Origin of the sequence: Hyphomicrobium sp. D-2 (assembly GCF_029872155.1) — a bacterium.
Classification (GTDB): domain Bacteria; phylum Pseudomonadota; class Alphaproteobacteria; order Rhizobiales; family Hyphomicrobiaceae; genus Hyphomicrobium_A.
The window spans coordinates 449,577-465,927 of record NZ_JARXLA010000002.1; the positions used below are offsets into that span (position 1 = coordinate 449,577).

13 protein-coding genes are annotated in these 16,351 nt (G+C 61.3%); 8 read left to right on the forward strand and 5 right to left on the reverse strand.

The window, feature by feature from the left end; translation table 11 throughout:
- Window positions 1-22: 22 nt before the first annotated feature.
- On the reverse strand, window positions 23-550 hold the full coding sequence (locus QEZ49_RS03925) for a histidine phosphatase family protein (protein WP_280384409.1): 528 nt from the start codon (window positions 548-550) through the stop codon (window positions 23-25).
- A 193-nt stretch (window positions 551-743) separates the two neighbouring features.
- Between QEZ49_RS03925 and QEZ49_RS03930 the strand changes: the two genes are divergently transcribed.
- Window positions 744-2,027, forward strand: coding sequence for a patatin-like phospholipase family protein (locus QEZ49_RS03930; RefSeq protein ID WP_280384411.1), 1,284 nt, complete (start codon window positions 744-746; stop codon window positions 2,025-2,027).
- Between the two features lie 71 nt (window positions 2,028-2,098).
- Here QEZ49_RS03930 and QEZ49_RS03935 read toward each other — a convergent pair whose 3' ends face one another.
- From QEZ49_RS03935 to QEZ49_RS03945, 3 genes are all read right to left on the reverse strand, one after another.
- Complete coding sequence (locus QEZ49_RS03935) at window positions 2,099-4,963, reverse strand: autotransporter domain-containing protein (RefSeq protein ID WP_280384413.1); 2,865 nt, start codon at window positions 4,961-4,963, stop codon at window positions 2,099-2,101.
- 204 nt (window positions 4,964-5,167) lie between these two features.
- On the reverse strand, window positions 5,168-6,679 hold the full coding sequence (trpE, locus tag QEZ49_RS03940) for an anthranilate synthase component I (RefSeq protein WP_280384415.1): 1,512 nt from the start codon (window positions 6,677-6,679) through the stop codon (window positions 5,168-5,170).
- Window positions 6,680-6,754: 75 nt separating this feature from the next.
- Window positions 6,755-8,719, reverse strand: coding sequence for a SurA N-terminal domain-containing protein (locus QEZ49_RS03945; RefSeq protein ID WP_280384417.1), 1,965 nt, complete (start codon window positions 8,717-8,719; stop codon window positions 6,755-6,757).
- Between the two features lie 211 nt (window positions 8,720-8,930).
- Between QEZ49_RS03945 and tpiA the strand changes: the two genes are divergently transcribed.
- From tpiA to kdsA, 7 genes are all read left to right on the forward strand, one after another.
- A complete protein-coding gene (gene tpiA, locus QEZ49_RS03950) occupies window positions 8,931-9,692 on the forward strand; it encodes a triose-phosphate isomerase (RefSeq protein WP_280384419.1) in 762 nt (253 codons plus the stop codon).
- Window positions 9,693-9,788: 96 nt separating this feature from the next.
- Complete coding sequence (locus QEZ49_RS03955) at window positions 9,789-11,021, forward strand: hypothetical protein (RefSeq protein ID WP_280384421.1); 1,233 nt, start codon at window positions 9,789-9,791, stop codon at window positions 11,019-11,021.
- A gap of 112 nt (window positions 11,022-11,133) precedes the next feature.
- Window positions 11,134-11,517: a preprotein translocase subunit SecG gene (secG, locus tag QEZ49_RS03960; RefSeq protein WP_280384423.1), complete on the forward strand. Its 384-nt coding sequence runs from the start codon at window positions 11,134-11,136 to the stop codon at window positions 11,515-11,517.
- A 159-nt stretch (window positions 11,518-11,676) separates the two neighbouring features.
- Window positions 11,677-12,210: a hypothetical protein gene (locus QEZ49_RS03965; RefSeq protein WP_280384425.1), complete on the forward strand. Its 534-nt coding sequence runs from the start codon at window positions 11,677-11,679 to the stop codon at window positions 12,208-12,210.
- Window positions 12,211-12,320: 110 nt separating this feature from the next.
- Entirely contained in the window at window positions 12,321-13,949 is a 1,629-nt protein-coding gene (locus QEZ49_RS03970; protein ID WP_173953652.1) for a CTP synthase, read from the forward strand.
- Between the two features lie 415 nt (window positions 13,950-14,364).
- The gene (locus tag QEZ49_RS03975; protein WP_280384427.1) at window positions 14,365-14,625 is read left to right on the forward strand and encodes a GlsB/YeaQ/YmgE family stress response membrane protein; all 261 of its coding nucleotides are present in this window, start codon (window positions 14,365-14,367) and stop codon (window positions 14,623-14,625) included.
- 130 nt (window positions 14,626-14,755) lie between these two features.
- Window positions 14,756-15,610 (forward strand): 3-deoxy-8-phosphooctulonate synthase, encoded by an 855-nt coding sequence (gene kdsA, locus QEZ49_RS03980; protein WP_280384428.1) that lies wholly within the window; start codon window positions 14,756-14,758, stop codon window positions 15,608-15,610.
- A 127-nt stretch (window positions 15,611-15,737) separates the two neighbouring features.
- Here the strand turns inward: kdsA and QEZ49_RS03985 are convergent, their stop codons facing one another.
- The gene (locus QEZ49_RS03985) at window positions 15,738-15,977 is read right to left on the reverse strand and encodes a hypothetical protein (RefSeq protein WP_280384430.1); all 240 of its coding nucleotides are present in this window, start codon (window positions 15,975-15,977) and stop codon (window positions 15,738-15,740) included.
- Window positions 15,978-16,351: the final 374 nt, after the last annotated feature.

Genomic DNA, 16,351 nt, shown 5'->3' on the forward strand with positions numbered 1-16,351 from the left:
TGCCCACGCTCCAGCGGGCGGTTCAGGCAAGCATTGCCGGGGTTATGAACCGCTCCAGATTGCCGGCCCCGAAATCAACGTCGGACCACTCGGCTGCCGCGAAAGTCAGCACGGCCAGCGCACAGGTCGGATATTTCTCAGCCAGAAGCTTGCGCGCGTCAGCGTCTCCGCGGCCAGCGAGATCGGCGGCAAAATCCTCCATGCCGGGGTTGTGTCCCAGCACCATGATACGGGAAGGCGCTGGGCTGCGTGATGCAACCGAGCGAACCTGAGCCAGCAGTTCCTCCGGCGTGGCCATGTAGATGGCCTCGGTGAACACAACCTCAGGGTGGGGTTCCGGCCACGATTCCAGCACCAGATCGAGGGTTTGCCGGGTGCGTGTCGCCGATGAGCACAGCACCAGCTCCGGCACCAGCCCCAGATGGGCAATCTCGGCCCCCATGCGCGGGGCAGCCTTCTGTCCGCGCTTGGCCAGCGGCCGGTCGAAATCGGCATCGGCCGGGTTGTCCCAGCTTGATTTGGCGTGACGGAGCAGCATCAGAGTCAGCATGGCCAGACGATGCCGCCACTTCGCGTGGCGATCAAGATGCGCGGGCGCAAAGCCGTGTGAATGTTAATCGTGACAGTGGATCTCGAAATTGTGTGGCGCGATCACGACATAACTACGCCATTTCACGGACTAAACTGAGGGCCGGCGCCGTTGGCGTCAGTCGCATTTGCGGCCCGGGTGGGCTGGGGGAAGCATGTTCCGCGTCATCGGTCTCACCATCGGGCTTGCTCGCGCCCGTGCGCGGTCCATAGCTGTTGCCTGCCAGCTTCCGCGCGCCTGGGCGGCGGCGCTGTCTGTTGTTGTAGCGGTGGTCGTGGTTGCGGGCTGCGCATCCACCAGCCGTCTGCCTGCGGTGCCGCTGTCGCTGGCGGCCGACGCCATTCCACTCGATATCCCGGATGCCCGCTTCTATGCGGATACAGATACCGACCGCATCTCAAAGTTGGCCACGCGCTCCTATCAGCGCGCCAAGGCCGCTGGTCTCGTCGGCCATGACGGCGACGCTTATCAGCCGCATACAACGCGGGCGTTTCTGGCCATATCCGGCGGCGGCGATGACGGCGCCTATGGCGCTGGCTTGCTGACGGGATGGAGCGAACGCGGCGATCGCCCGAACTTCGCGGTGGTCACCGGCGTGTCCACCGGCGCTCTGTCGGCACCGTTCGTGTTCCTTGGCTCGGAATACGATCGGCAACTCAAAAGCATGTACACGGAGACCAGCCCGGGCGACATCTTCCGGCCGCGGACATTCATGGCGGCTGTGGCTGACGACGCGATGGCGGATTCGACGCCGCTGCGTGAACGCATCGATGGCTATGTCGATCAGCGGATGGTGCGACGTCTGGCTGAGGAGTACGGCAAAGGCCGCATACTGCTGATCCTCACCACCAATCTCGATCAGGGCCGCTCGGTGATCTGGAACATCGGCGCCATTGCCTCAAGCGATCATCCCCGCGCGCGGTTGCTGATTGTCGATATTCTGCTGGCCTCGGCCGCCGTGCCGGGCGTTTTCCCGCCGGTGATGATCAACATCGCGATTGATGGCCGCGACTATCAGGAAATGCACGTTGATGGCGGCGCGATTGCGCAGGCGTTTCTGTATCCGCCGTCGTTCAATCTCAAGGCCAAGCTGAAGGAGCTGGGGGTGAAAGGTGCGCGCCCCGCAGCGTATGTGATCCGTAATGGCCGACTTTATCGCCCTGAGGAAAATGTGGATCGACAAACCCTGAAGATTGCGCAGCAGGCCATTTCCACCATGACCGCATCAAGCGCGGTCAACGACATCTATCGCATGTACATGACCACGAAGCGCGACGGCATCGATTTCAAATTGGCTTACATCGAAGACGACTTTGGACTGCCGTACAAAGGGCCATTCGACCGCGATTACATGAACGCGCTGTTTGAATATGGCTACCGCGTCGGTCGCGAAGGCTACCGCTGGCATAGTACGCCGCCGAACTACATCGAAGAGTGACAACGTCGTACGTTCCATCGGGCTGCACCTGGGTGGCGCAGTTCGTGCCGTGCCGTGACGGCAACACGATGTCAGAAGCTGGCGCTGCCGCGGATGCCGATGGAGTGAATCTGCGTCGTCTCGCCGAGCTGCGCATCGTAGTTGATGCGTAGCGTGTCGTTGTTGGCGTTGATGACCTCCAGCCCCGCACCGACGATCCCCATCGCCTGATCCTGCCGTGTCATGATCGTGAAGGGGCCAACGCCCGCAGGCGCCTGGGTAAAGCCGGCGGAGAGTGCGAAGTCGTCGTCCGAGTACCAGATTGCACCGCCGCGCACGAGCGGTCGCACCAGCGTGCCGTTCGAGAGCCAGAACTCCGATCCTACTTCAACCGTCGGCACGATAGAAAATACGGTCTGGCTTGCGCTATGCACGGTTAGGCCCGCACCGCCACCACCGCTCTCGGTGAAACCATCCAGCGCGATGTGCGTGAGGTTCATATCAAGGATCGGCTTCCAGAACAGATCCGGCGAACCGAGCACGTAGGCGGCGCGCACACCGCCATTGATGAAGCCATAGTCCGCGGTGCCGTCAGCCGTTGCGGCAAAGCCGCCGAATGCCAGCGGGCGTGTGGTATCGTAACTTGCGCCGCCGCCGCTCAGTGTTGCAGCCAGCAGCAGCGATCCCGGATTGTACTTCAGCGCCACGCCTGCCTGTCCAAGCGCACCGTCACTGGTAGCATGGGTGGCGGAGGAGCTGCTGCTTTGCTGGTAGCCACCCGCAAAGCCAAGCCGCCACACGTCATCCAGCGCAACCTGCACGCCAGCAGTGAACATTCCCGCCGTGTCCTGATAGCCGATCTGGTCGCGCGTTGTACCGCTGTTCAGGAACCGTGCGCTGGCGCCAGCCCACAGGCACTGTCCTTCGCGAATGATGGAAGCAGTGTCAGAGCCGTTGACGCGGCAGGAAAGCATGCTGTTCGCGAACGCAAGGTTGGCATAAAGCGTTGCGATCTGTGCATCGGTGTAAAGCTCAGGCGAAAGCTGGTCGAGCGCGTTGCGGTAGCCGTCGATATCGCCCGTATTCAGAAGACCGAGCAGTACCGGCGCTACGCCGCCCGAACCCGCCTCAAACACGCTCTGCAGGTTGCGGGCAATTGCGCGCTGGTTCGGATTGAGAACGCCGACGTCAGAGAAATCGATGCTGTAGCTCAGCAGCAGATCGTCGCCCACGAACTCAAGCGCCGCTCTGGCAACAGGGCTGGCGATCAAACCAAGGCCGTCGTCCGTCAAACCGCCCAGGGCCGAGAGAATGGTGAATGTTTGCGCGGCTGCCAACGGGACGCTTTTAAACCGAGCCTCGACCTTTCCGGCCAGCACAGCCGAACCTGTAACGCCGAGTGCGTCGTTGGTCGTCAGTGGTCCGCCGGTTGAAGCCGGGTCGAGGTCGACGGCGTAGACGCCCGTTGCGGTTTGGACCAGGTCTCCGCCAACAATGGTTATCTGGACGCTTCCACGTCCACCGGGTGCGATCGTACCTTCGTTCGTCACCGTTGCCGCCGTCACTGTGTCGGCCGTATTCAGCACGCCGCTGACAAGGTTGGAGATGCTTCCAACCGGCGCAAAACCATCCGCAATAACGATGTCGCCGTTGATGGTGCCGTAGTTTTGCATCGAAGCGGCAGGGCTGATGATGTCGACGGCACCGCCGCCACCGTAAGCGGAGATCGTGCCGAAATTTATTAGCAGGGCGTCGGTGGCGGAATCCATCATGACCGCCGAACAACATGCGCCACCGACAATTGAGCCGCTGTTCAGGACGATCGCGCCGGCGTTGCCTGACACGAAAATGCCTGCGGAGCCGAGGCCGGTTGCTGCGATAGTGCCCGCATTGGCAGCCGCTGCAGTACCCGTTGCCGAGAACGCATACATGCCATCGGCCGTGTCGCCGGTTGTAATGATTGTTCCGCCATTGGCTACTGCGACATCGCCAGATAGGGCCTCGGCCCAGATACCAGCGGAATTATCACCTGCGGTGGTGATATTGCCTGTTGAAATAACGCCAGACCCTTGCTGGCTCGCAACACGAATGCCTTCGGCGGTATTGCCCTGCGTAGAAATGTTGGCGCTCGAGTTGACCAACCCGACGTTGGTGGCCTCGATGAAGATGCCGACTGCATCATCGCTCAATGTCGTGATTGAACCGGCGGCATTGACGATCGCTGAGCCGCCCAGCGTCTGCGCCACCAGCCCCATGCTGGCGATGCCCGACGTGCTGATCTGACCTGCCATATTGACGAAGATGTCGGATGCGGCGGCGGTGTAGACGCCGAGCGAATCGTTACCGGACGTAGTCAAGTCGCCGGCGATGTTGAGCACAATCACGCCTATGGCGCTGGTGGCACGCACCGCATCGGAATCGTTGCCGAGTACCGTGATCGCACCGGCGTAATTGAGGTTAAGGTCGCCATTCGCCGTGCTGGCAACGATGCCGTGGGCGAAGTTTCCACTGGTCGCGATCTTGCCAGCAACGGAGGCATCAAGCGTGCTGTTGACGCCCAATGCGGCTACCAGAATGCCGCTGGCATTCGCAGTCGAAATGGAATGCGAACCGAGCGCGACATCGAGAACGACGTTAGTGCTGCTGGTGAAGAAAATACCGGCCGTGCTGGACGCAGGCGTGATGTTGGACGTCAGCGCGAAAACGTTCAGCGTCTCGAATGGCCCGGCGCCGTTGATGAGCGATATGCCGCCACTGTGATTGCCGGTGCAATTGACGACGGAGGGATCTGCCCCGACATGACATCCGGCCGGTGGAACCTGCGCTGCAGCGGGTGATGCGTTCAGTGCAATGAGAGCACAGCAAATGCCAGCTAAGCCCGTTATCCGCGTGATGTGTAAGCTTGCATCGTTAGGCAAGCGGCTGTCGACGGAAAGTGGGGGCCGGGCATGCGCCACGTGTAAAATCCTCGCGTGGAAGAATGGCACGCGAAACACGATTTCCAATCAAGACAATATCGGCGAGGCCGCTAAGCGGTCCTCGATCCGGTGTTGTTAGTACGATTCGTACCGCTGTTGTCAGACGTCGGACTTAACCCACGGTGAGTATCGCCAAAAGGCTGGCGGCGCGGGTGCGATTCGCAATGAGGCTGAGCGTCAGGCTCAGCGCGTCTTGGTGGCGAAGCGCACAGCCTCTTCGGCCGCGCGAAACAACGCCCGTGCTTTGTTGATGCACTCCTGCTGTTCCTTTTCAGGAACCGAATCGTGCACCAGTCCAGCGCCCGCCTGAACGTGCATCACGCCATCCTTGATGATGGCAGTGCGCAGCGCGATGCAGCTATCCATCTGTCCGCTGGCGGAGAAATAGCCGACGCAACCGGCATACGGACCGCGCTTGGCTTTTTCCAGCTCGTCGATGACTTCCATCGCCCGGACTTTCGGCGCTCCGGAAACGGTGCCTGCGGGAAAGCCTGCCATCAAGGCATCAACGGCATCGTGCTTGGCATCAAGCTTGCCGATGACGTTCGACACGATGTGCATCACATGGCTGTAGCGCTCGATGAAGAAGCGCCCGGTGACCGTGACGCTGCCGACTTCGGCCACGCGGCCAACGTCGTTGCGTCCAAGATCGAGCAGCATCAGGTGTTCTGCACGCTCTTTGGGGTCCTTCAGCAGAGCGTCGGCAAGTTCCTGATCCTCTGCCTCAGTCGCGCCGCGCGGCGCGGTGCCTGCGATCGGACGGATCGTCACTTCGCCTTCACGCACCCGCACCAGAATTTCCGGGCTCGAACCCACAAGGGCGAATGCACCGAAGTTCAGATGGAACAGGAAAGGCGAGGGATTCGTGCGCCGCAGGGCGCGATAGAGCGCGAATGATGGCAGGGAAAACGGCGCCGAAAAACGCTGGGACAGCACGACCTGGAAGATGTCTCCAGCGACGATGTATTCCTTCGCCCGCTCAACCATCGTCTTGTATTCAGCCGGCGTCGTATTGGAGACTGGCGTCGGTGCCGCCAGATCCTTGCCACGCGCCTTTGCCGGCGTATGCGGCAGACGCTCTTCCAGCGCAGAGACAGCACGCTTCAGGCGCTTGCAGGCGGCCTTGTGGGCCTTCTTGGCCGACAGATCTTTGCACGGACGCACCGGAGTAACGATGGTGATCTCGTCCTTCACGTTGTCGAAGATAGCCATCACCGTCGGGCGCATCAGGATGCCATCGGGCACACTGAGCGTGTCGGCCTGCACGGCGGGCAGGTTTTCCATCAGACGAACGGTGTCATAGCCCATGAAGCCGAAAATGCCGGCGGCCATCGGCGGTAGTTCTGACGGCAGATCAATCTGCGATTCCGCCAGCAGCGCGCGCAGCGAAGCAAGCGTCGGCTGCGCGTCCGGCTCAAATGCATTCGGCTTGTCGGCCGGATTGCGATTGATGCTTGCCCGGTCGCCGTCGGCACGCCAGATGAGATCCGGCTCAAGACCGATCACCGAATACCGGCCGCGGGTTGCGCCGCCTTCCACCGATTCCAGCAGGAAGCTCATCGGCTTTTCATCCGCGAGCTTCATGTAGGCCGAGACCGGCGTTTCAAGATCGGCAACAAGGCGCGTCCACAGCACCTGCGCAACGCCCCCGTCATAGCGCGCGGCAAAGTCGGCGAGCGTCGGCGTCGCTTCCATGGGGGTGGCCTTATCGTCTTGTGCGCGTTGGGCGCTATGGATCTCGGGGCCGGCACGTTTGCAGCCGGTAGCTTATTAATTACCCGGCCGGTTGATGTCCGGCCGGGATGTCGATTGCGATAGCGCGTGCGGTTGTTGCACGTCGTCGCCAGTGGCTGCGCCGGTCACCCTGCGGAGCTCGTCTTGGAAAATGTGTGTGCCGAGCTGCCGCTGGAGCGCCATGACATACTCGCCCAGCGTTTCATCGGCGATCTCGTTGCGCAGATCGGTGCCGATGGTGACCCGTTCCGTTTCAGAAAGGGCCGGTGCCGGGTTCACAGTCGTCACCTTGAAGACGATGCGCGTCTTGTCGTTGGTATCCGGTGCCGATGCGGCCTGACCCTTCGCGACCGTGAACGCCCGCGCCACTGCAGCCTTGCTCATGCCCTGCGGCTCGGTCGTGCGGTTGAACGGCGGCGTCTCTGAAACGCGTTGCGCACCAGCTTCGGTGGCGAGGCGAGACATCGCTTCGCCGTTGTTGGCACGCTCCACCAGCTTGTCGGCGAAGTCGGCTACCAGCCTGGCGCGTTCCTGCGTCATGAACAGTGCTTTGACCTGATCCTTCACGTCGTCCAGCGACTTCTGCTTCTGGGCGGTGATGTCGGAAACATCCACCCATGCATAGGTGCCGTTGGAAAGCTCGACCATCTCATTTTCGATGCCGAGACCGCTGCCAAACGCTGTGGTCAGCAGGGCTGAAGTATCTGTGAGGGGAATTGCAGTCTTGCCGGCGCTGTCGCGGTTGTTCCGGTCCGTCTCGGCGACTTCATAGAACTGCAGCTTCAGCTCGTCGGCGATTTCCTTCAGCGTCTTGCCACCGGAGCGCTGATCTTCCACTTGATCCAGATGGGCCTGCAGTTCGCTTTCGGCGCGTTCACGCGCCAGCTTCTGCTTCACGTCATCCTTCACGTCGGCGAAGTTGCGGGTCACAGCGGGCTGAACATCGCTGACGCGCAGCAGCACCGTTGCAAAGCGGCCTTCGACCGGATCGGATACTTTGTCCTTCTCAAGCGCGAAGGCAGCGTCGGCAATCTTCTTGTCGATCAGTCGGTCCTTGGAAATCAGGCCGAGGTCGATATCGGAATCCTGCGCACCCGACTCCTTTGCGACATCACCGAACGACTTGCCGCCATCGATAGCCTTCTTGGCTTCTTCCGCAGCAGCCTTGTCCTTGAACGCGATCTGCTGCACGCGGCGACGTTCTGGCGTGTCGTAATCGGCCTTCGTATGCTCATAGCGCTCCTGCGCTTCGGCATCGGAGATTTCGATCGCCTTCTTTAGTTCGTCGACCGAAAGCACCAGCACAGAGAGCTTGCGATATTCAGGCGCCATGAAGCTGGAAAGATTAGCCTCGTACGTCGCTTTGAGCTGAGCGTCATCCGGCTCGGGCACCTTCACCATCTTGTCGGCGTTGATGGCGAAGTAATCGACCGTGCGTGTCTCATTGCGCCAGGTGTTCATCAGCTCGATCATGGCCGGCGGCACGGCGATGCCGTTCACCAGTGCCGAGGTAAGCTGCTCACGCACCTCATCGCGGCGACGCAGATGCAGGAAGCCGCGCTCGCTGACGCCAAGGCGATTGATGACGTTCTCGAACGCGAAGCGGTTGAACTTGCCGTCCGGCCCGGCGAAGGCTTCGTCGCTCTGTAAGCCTTCAGCCAGCGCTTCGTCGGAAAGCGCCAGGTTGAGCTTGTCGGCGTGCTGCTCGACTGCCGACCAGGCGATAAGGCGCGAAACCACGCGCTCATCCAGACCGGCGGCGCGCGCCTGCTCAGGGCTGATTCGCTGGCCCGCCTGCTGCGAAATCATGTTGATCTCGTTCTGGAACGTCCGCTGGAAGTCTTCCGCGCGGATTTCCTGGCTGCCAACCTTGGCGATGGCGCCACGGCCCCAGCCGGTGAATACGTCTGCCACGCCCCAGATGGCGAAGCTGAATACGAGAAGCGCGAATAGCACCTTAGCTACCCAACCGGTGGAGCCGCGTCGTAGAGCTTCAAGCATTGTGGAGGTCGTTCCGTTTTCCTGGGGCCGGAGCAGGGAACGGGTTCCCTACGAATGGCGTGTGAAGTGGCCAGCACAAATGTGCGTGGTCTGGATGTGGGCATGATATGAAGCGCAGCCGCCGCGGCTTTGCAAGTTTGGCGTGAGCCAACCGCTAATGCCATGCACCGCCGATGCTTAACATGGACGATTCTTCATTATTGAGGGGGCAATGACAGAACCGAAGGTGCGTGCGCTGGTCGCCGGCAACTGGAAAATGAACGGACTTCGCGCAGGGATAGCCGAGGCTGAAGCTGTTGGGCGGGCGCTGAAAGAAACTCCGGCCGGTGCCGACGTCATGATCTGCCCGCCCGCCACGCTGCTGGGGCCGATGGTGGCTGCGCTGGGGAATAGCGCAGTGCAGGTTGGCGGGCAGGATTGCCACGTCAATGCTACGGGCGCTTTCACCGGCGATGTGTCCGCTGAAATGTTGGCAGATGCCGGTGCAACCGCTGTGATTGTCGGCCATTCTGAGCGCCGTTCGCTGCATGGCGAGCTGGACCGTGACGTGCGCGCCAAGGCTGAGGCGGCGCATCGGGCCGGGCTCAGCGCCATCGTCTGCGTCGGTGAAACGGCGGGTGAACGGACAGCTGACCTGACGCAAGCCGTGGTGTCGAGACAACTTGCGGGTTCGCTGCCGGATGGTGCGCGGGCCGCCAATACCATCGTCGCCTATGAGCCGGTCTGGGCGATCGGCACCGGGCTTACGCCGACCGTTGGGGATGTCGCGAAAGTCCATGCCGCGATCCGAAAAGCTCTAGTCGCCCGCTTCGGCGCTGAGGGGCAGGGCATGCGCATCCTTTATGGTGGATCGGTCAAACCGCAGAACGCCCGGGAACTTATGGCGGTGCCGGATGTGAACGGCGCTCTGGTGGGTGGCGCCAGCCTGAAGGCTGCGGATTTCCTCGGAATCATTGCCGCGTATCAACCCTGATCCCTCGCCACGGGGGTAGAATCACGTCAACTGGTGGTAGTCTTGGCGGCAGATCTACGCCGTAGCCATCAGTTGACGACGGAGAGATTTCCTCCGATGCGCCCCGGGGAATGGATAAAGCCCAGTCTGCTGGCCCTGGTTATTCTGGTGGCCGGGGACGCTCCGCTTGTGGCGACACCGCTCGACAAGGCCGCCTGTTCGGCGCTTGTGAGCGAGCTGGAAACGCTGGTTTCAACGGGCCTGCGCGATGACATCGAGCGCGGCCCCGAATGGGCGAAGAAAAACCTTCCCGATGAGCGGGTTCGCAGTGCCCTGCGGCTGCTGGAAATCGAAGATCAGATCGAATTTCGCTGCCACAAACGCTATTGGCCTGCGCGGCCCGAGCAGACCGCTATTCCATTACCGCAGCGGGCTCCGGCCAGCATTCGGCCCCGGATCGCGCAGCCATCCGAAAAGCCTCTAAGCCCGCCGAACATCGGTGCCGAGAACACGGCGACGGATAATCTGATCGCTCCGCAGCCCGCCACCGCTCAGCCTGCAATGGCCGCACCGGACCAGAGGGACCAGAAATCGGCGGGGCAGGAACCCGCGGCCCAGCCCCAGGTGCCTGCCGCACTGTCGGCAGCCACGGACCCGGCTATCAAGGTGCCAGCGCATGCTCCGGAACTGGCGCCCCTCGTTTCTGCTCCTGAAGCTGAGGGGAACAAGCGCGGTAAGGCGAAGAAAAGCACTCTGCCGCCTGAATCCCTGGCGGCTGACCGCGCCAAGAAGGTGGCCACGCGGGATGGCGATAAGCCTCTGACCATAAACACTATTGATGCTGACGCCGGGCCACGTCCAGAGGCTGCTTCAAAGGCCATCGAAGCGCGCCCGGTACGGGGGTTCAAGCCTGCGGCCGTTAAGGTTCCGGCGGTAAAGCCCGCGCAAATGGCCCGGCTGGTGGTGGCGGATGATCCGTTCATCGAGGTGCCATCGCTGGTGGACGGCAATGTAGGTGCCATTGGTAGCGATGGAAGCGCATCAAAAGCCAGCCCGGTGCGCCCTGGCACATTTTCTAAGCCACAGAAAAATCAGCAAGAAAGCGCAGCGGTTGAGCAGGGGGCTGCTCTATCGGCCGTACAATCGGGCCACGATGCGATCGAACTGCCGGTAACAAAACCGGCTGCTGCGGCCCGATCCGCTGCCGCCGCCGTACCTGCTCCGGATTCGCAGTCCGAAGCCTCACAGAGCGCGGCCAAGGCAAAGCAGCCACGCCGCCGCAGCGCCGGACGGGGCTATGTGCCTCCCGATGAAGTGACCCCATATGCCTTGCCGGGCATGCGCTTTTAGGGAATTCCCGCGGCGCCCCACTAGCCCCGGCGGCTCATCTGCGATAGAAGGCCGCCAAATCATTCAATTGGGCTCGCTATCGAGCCCGTCGCGAAAGCTATAGAGATCGCCAATGGCCACCGCACTCCTCGTTCTGCACCTGATGATCGCCTCCGCCCTTGTGGTGGTGGTGCTGCTGCAGCGCTCTGAGGGCGGCGCGCTCGGCATGGGCGGTGGCGGCGGTGGTGGTGGCTTCCTCACCGGTCGCGGCACCGCGAACCTTCTGACGCGCACCACAGCTGCGCTGGCGGCGGCGTTTTTCGTCACCAGCATCCTGCTGACGTTGCTGGCTCAGCAGAGCGCGCCTTCGCGCTCCATCTTCGATAATTTGCCGGCTGGCTCGGCGCCTGCCACCACGGCACCTGAGGGTGCGGCTCCTGCAGGCGATGCGCCGGCAACGGGCGATCGTGGTGGTGTGCTCGACAAGCTGCAGCAGGGTGTGCCGCAGAGCCGCTAAGCGGTTCTTGTCTATCGGCAGCAGCCTCAGCGCTAACGCCTGAATTTTGTGCGCATTCTGGCGGGCAATCCTGTTGATGGGATTGCCCGTCGTGCTTTTTGGCCTGCGCCCGGACGCTAGACTTGCCCATAGCGATTCTTCTGCGAATCCGGGGGCCAGATGGAAACTTCAAAAACGGTTCGGCTGGTGATGCCGCTGCTGCTGGGCACTGTGCTGCTTGGTGGATGCGCCGGCACAGACTTGGATCTGCGGCCGGTTGCGTCGCTCAGCGCATCGAACGTGATGTCGCCGTCGGGCTATTCCGAAGCTAAGGTCAGCGACACTCAGTACACGGTGAACGCCATGGGTACCGAGGCAACGCCGAAGGCGCGCATCGAAAAGATCGCCCGTGCGCGTGCGGCGCAGATCGCCGTTGAGCAGCGCATGCCGTTCTACAAGGTTGCGTCTGTCTCCTATGGCGTCAAATGCACCAAGGGCAAGGAAATCTACCGTGGTGGCACGCAGCCCGCGACGGCCCGCCAGACGGTGCAGCTGGATGTGCTCTATGCCAAGGCGCCGACCGACGACACCTATGTCAGCGCGAAGGAAAGCTTCGAGGGCCTCAATGCGGAGCTGAACAACGAGATGATTCCTTCCGAGGCGAAGATCGCCGCCGAGCAGGAGGTGCGTGCGGCATGTGCCCAGACGATCTGAAGCATTTTCGGCACGGCAACCTGCAATCAACCAATTTCAATGAAAGGGCCGGGGATGAGGCGATTATGTCGCTTCTTATCTCAGCCCCCTTCGTGTAAGCCTCGAAGCCCATGCAGCGGTACATCTTCATTACCGGCGGCGTGGTGTCCTCCCTCGGAAAAGGCCTCGCATCCGCCGCCCTCGGCGCGCTCTTACAGGCGCGCGGATACACGGTCCGGCTTCGCAAGCTTGATCCTTATCTCAACGTCGATCCAGGGACGATGTCCCCATACCAGCACGGCGAAGTGTTCGTGACGGATGACGGCGCTGAGACGGATCTCGACCTCGGACACTACGAGCGCTTCACCGGCGTCCCAGCACGCCGGTCGGATAACATCACGACTGGACGAATCTACCAGGACATCCTCGCCAAAGAGCGGCGCGGTGGTTACCTCGGTGGAACCGTGCAGGTGATTCCGCACGTCACCGACGCCATCAAGGAATTTGTGCTGAGCGGCAACGAAGGCATCGACTTCGTGCTCGTCGAAATCGGCGGCACGGTGGGCGATATCGAAGGCCTGCCGTTCTTCGAGGCGATCCGTCAGCTCGGCAACGAGCTGCCGCCGCTGGCGTCGATCTACATCCACCTGACGCTGATGCCGTACATCCCGTCAGCGGGCGAACTGAAAACCAAGCCGACGCAGCATTCGGTGAAGGAGCTGCGCTCGATCGGTATTCAGCCGAACATTCTGCTGTGCCGTTCGGATCGGCCGGTGCCCCCGTCGGAGCGCCGCAAGATCGCGCAATTCTGCAACGTGCGCGAAGAGGCGGTCATCCAGGCGCTGGACGTTTCCTCGATCTACGAGGTTCCGCTGGCCTACCACCGCGAGGGGCTGGACGATCAGGTGCTGCGGGCCTTCAATCTGTTGGGCGCGCCGAAGCCGGATCTTTCCCGCTGGCTGCAGATCACCCGTGGCATCGAAACACCGGAAGGCGATGTCACCATCGCTGTGGTCGGCAAATACACCGAGCTGAAGGACGCTTATAAATCCCTCATCGAAGCGCTGGTGCATGGCGGCATCGCCAACAGCGTGCGCGTAAAGATCGAGTGGATCGAGAGCGAGATTTTCGAGCGCGAGGATCCGGCACCCTATCTTGAGGGCGTCAACGGCATCCTGGTGCCGGGTGGCTTCGGTGAGCGCGGATCGGAAGGCAAAATTCTTGCTGCCAAATTCGCGCGCGAGCGTGGCGTTCCGTATTTCGGCATCTGCTTCGGTATGCAGATGGCGTGTCTGGAAGCGGCGCGTAATCTCGTTGGTATCGAAGGTGCGGGTTCAACCGAGTTTGGCCCCACGGACGAGCCAGTGATTGGCCTGATGACCGAGTGGGCACGTGGCAACGAGCTGGAAAAGCGCAATGCAGCGGGCGACCTCGGTGGCACGATGCGTCTGGGCGCCTATCCGGCCAAGCTGACTGCGGGCAGCCGCATCGCGGAGATTTACGGCACAACCGATATCTCCGAACGCCATCGCCACCGTTACGAGGTGAACACCGGTTATCGCGAGCGTCTGGAAGCCGCGGGCTTGCGCTTTGCCGGGCTTTCGCCCGATGGCCTGCTGCCGGAGACGGTCGAATATCCGGACCATCCCTGGTTCATCGGCGTTCAGTATCACCCCGAACTCAAGAGCCGTCCGTTCGAGCCGCATCCGTTGTTCCGCTCGTTCATTACGGCGGCGGTGGAGCAAAGCCGGTTGGTCTAGCTTCGCGTGCAGTTTCGCCGAAGATCAAATTTCAAAAGCGCTCCGGATGTTGTGTCCGGGGCGTTTTTGTTTTCCGGCCCGGTTGAGCGATGCCCCGGAACAAATCTCCATTTGCGGAATTATAGGCTTGGAAAATCGTTCGTCGGTGCTGGTGTCGGTACCGTTTGGCGAAGTGAAATCTGTGCTGAACGGTTGAGAATGTCCGATGGCGGAATTTCCAGCATAAAATTCGCCTGCGTTTTCATGGCGATGCAGCGCAATGATGAAGAGTGCAAGGCCTCGCACCCCGAATCGCGCATAAATGTGTTGCGGGACGTCGTCACCGAAGCCCGAGTAGACGTTGGAGACGAACGTCCTTGAACGAGGCCGCAACCGTTGCGGCGAGAAAAATCGCTCGCGCTCAGGGGAGTCTCACATGCCACTAGATCTGCAAGCCCTGCTCATCCTTCTCATCATCGGCGCTATCGCTGGCTGGCTCGCTGGCACGCTGGTGAAAGGCTATGGTTTTGGCGTCATCGGCAACATCGTGGTGGGCGTCATCGGTGCTTATATCGGCGCGTGGCTGCTGCCGCAGCTCGGTTTCGGCCTTGGTGGCCTCCTGGGTTCGATCGTTTCAGCGACCATCGGCGCTATCGTGTTGCTGTTGCTGATCGGCCTGGTCAGAAAGGTCGCCTGATACCGCGTAGGAAATTTTGCGATGGCCGCGTCCGGAGTTCCCGGCGCGGCCATTTGCGTATGCGATGGGTTCTTGTGCGCTACTTATCGATGCACGACGCTGGTGCCGTCGCCATGCTATAGAGCGCTCCATGACCCAACATGAAACTTTGAAGCCAAATCCGCAGATCAATATCGGCGGCGTAACAGTTGCCAATGATGCGCCGCTGATGGTGTTTGCTGGCCCATGCCAGATGGAGAGCCGGGCCCACGCGCTCGAAGTGGCGTCGGCGCTGAAGGAGATCGCAGCGGGTTTGGGCCTGGGGCTGGTTTACAAGTCATCGTTTGACAAGGCTAACCGCACCTCGCTCAGCGGCAAGCGCGGCATCGGCATTGATGCAGCGATGCCGGTGTTTGCCGAAATTCGCGAAACACTGGGGCTGCCGATCGTGACCGATGTGCACGACGCCGAGCAGTGTGCGCGCGTTGCGCCGTTTGTCGATGTGCTGCAGATCCCGGCGTTTCTATGCCGGCAGACCGATCTGCTGATCGCCGCGGCGCAGACCGGCAAAGTGGTGAAAGTGAAGAAGGGGCAGTTTCTCGCGCCCTGGGACATGCGCAACGTTGTGGCGAAGATTGTCGGCTCCGGTAACGCCAATGTGCTGCTGACGGAGCGGGGCGCATCGTTTGGCTACAACACGCTGGTTACGGATTTCCGCGGGCTGCCAATCATGGCCGAGACGGGCTGTCCGGTGATTTTCGATGCAACCCATTCGGTGCAGCAGCCGGGCGGTCAGGGCACCAGTTCAGGTGGCGAGCGCCGGTTCGTTCCGGTGCTGGCGCGCGCAGCCGTTGCAGTCGGCGTTGCAGGTCTTTTCATCGAGACGCACCCTGATCCGGACAACGCGCCGTCAGATGGTCCGAACATGGTGCCGTTGAAGGATTTCGGTTCGCTGATGGCGGAGCTGATGGCAATTGATGCGCTGGTGAAGCAGCCCAAAGCCTGATGGTACCGCGTCGGCATGCGTGCCGATCAGCGTCGTGGTTGCAATAAAAAAGGAGCGCCGGCGGTTGCTGGCGCTCCTTCAGAATTTCAAAGACGGGACGTGGCGTATTCCGTGGGCTTCAACGGGCTCAGTTGAAGTTCAAAAGCGAAGCGGCGGTCCACAGCGGGCGCTCATCGGCAACCAGGGAGTAGCGGGCTTCCTGATACTGGCGCGCAGCAAGCGTGACGCATCCGCCATCGCCGCACATCGGACCGGAACTGTAAGAGACACCGTTCAGAGCTGCGATGCTCATGGTGGTTACAAAGTAAGCGACTGCATAAAGGCTGGTGATGACACCTGCTGTCCGCAAGACGGTATCGAAAAACATCGCGCGACCCCCTATCGAGAATGCTGCCTGCACATGAAACGCACCGCCTTCCAAGCTCTTGGGGAGAGTGGGCTAACGGCGGATGCGTTCACCGTATGGAAAGAGCTCCTAACGCGACGTTAAGCTAACGCGTCGGTTGAACGCGCCGTTCTGGTGGTTGCTCCGTCACCATCAGACTAATCGCGCCGACGAATCAATGATGGCAGATTCCTGACGCAAGAACGAGACTTGCAAATCATCCACGGCTTTGCTGTCGCAGCCAGCGCTGCTGTTCGTGCGGTTTCGCGATTCAAAAAATGGATTGGATAACGGTGGGATGGTGCGGTGTTCCTGAAGCGGAATATCAACGTCGAGTGATTCGCGTGGCGCGCGGT

Bases quoted from the DNA above. Each gene is read 5' to 3' on its own strand.
- QEZ49_RS03925 (WP_280384409.1), bottom strand. From the start codon at position 550: ATGCTGACTCTGATGCTGCTCCGTCACGCCAAATCAAGCTGGGACAAC.
- QEZ49_RS03930 (WP_280384411.1), top strand. From the start codon at position 744: ATGTTCCGCGTCATCGGTCTCACCATCGGGCTTGCTCGCGCCCGTGCG.
- trpE (WP_280384415.1), bottom strand. From the start codon at position 6,679: ATGGAAGCGACGCCGACGCTCGCCGACTTTGCCGCGCGCTATGACGGG.
- QEZ49_RS03945 (WP_280384417.1), bottom strand. From the start codon at position 8,719: ATGCTTGAAGCTCTACGACGCGGCTCCACCGGTTGGGTAGCTAAGGTG.
- tpiA (WP_280384419.1), top strand. From the start codon at position 8,931: ATGACAGAACCGAAGGTGCGTGCGCTGGTCGCCGGCAACTGGAAAATG.
- QEZ49_RS03955 (WP_280384421.1), top strand. From the start codon at position 9,789: ATGCGCCCCGGGGAATGGATAAAGCCCAGTCTGCTGGCCCTGGTTATT.
- secG (WP_280384423.1), top strand. From the start codon at position 11,134: ATGGCCACCGCACTCCTCGTTCTGCACCTGATGATCGCCTCCGCCCTT.
- QEZ49_RS03965 (WP_280384425.1), top strand. From the start codon at position 11,677: ATGGAAACTTCAAAAACGGTTCGGCTGGTGATGCCGCTGCTGCTGGGC.
- QEZ49_RS03970 (WP_173953652.1), top strand. From the start codon at position 12,321: ATGCAGCGGTACATCTTCATTACCGGCGGCGTGGTGTCCTCCCTCGGA.
- QEZ49_RS03975 (WP_280384427.1), top strand. From the start codon at position 14,365: ATGCCACTAGATCTGCAAGCCCTGCTCATCCTTCTCATCATCGGCGCT.
- kdsA (WP_280384428.1), top strand. From the start codon at position 14,756: ATGACCCAACATGAAACTTTGAAGCCAAATCCGCAGATCAATATCGGC.
- QEZ49_RS03985 (WP_280384430.1), bottom strand. From the start codon at position 15,977: ATGTTTTTCGATACCGTCTTGCGGACAGCAGGTGTCATCACCAGCCTT.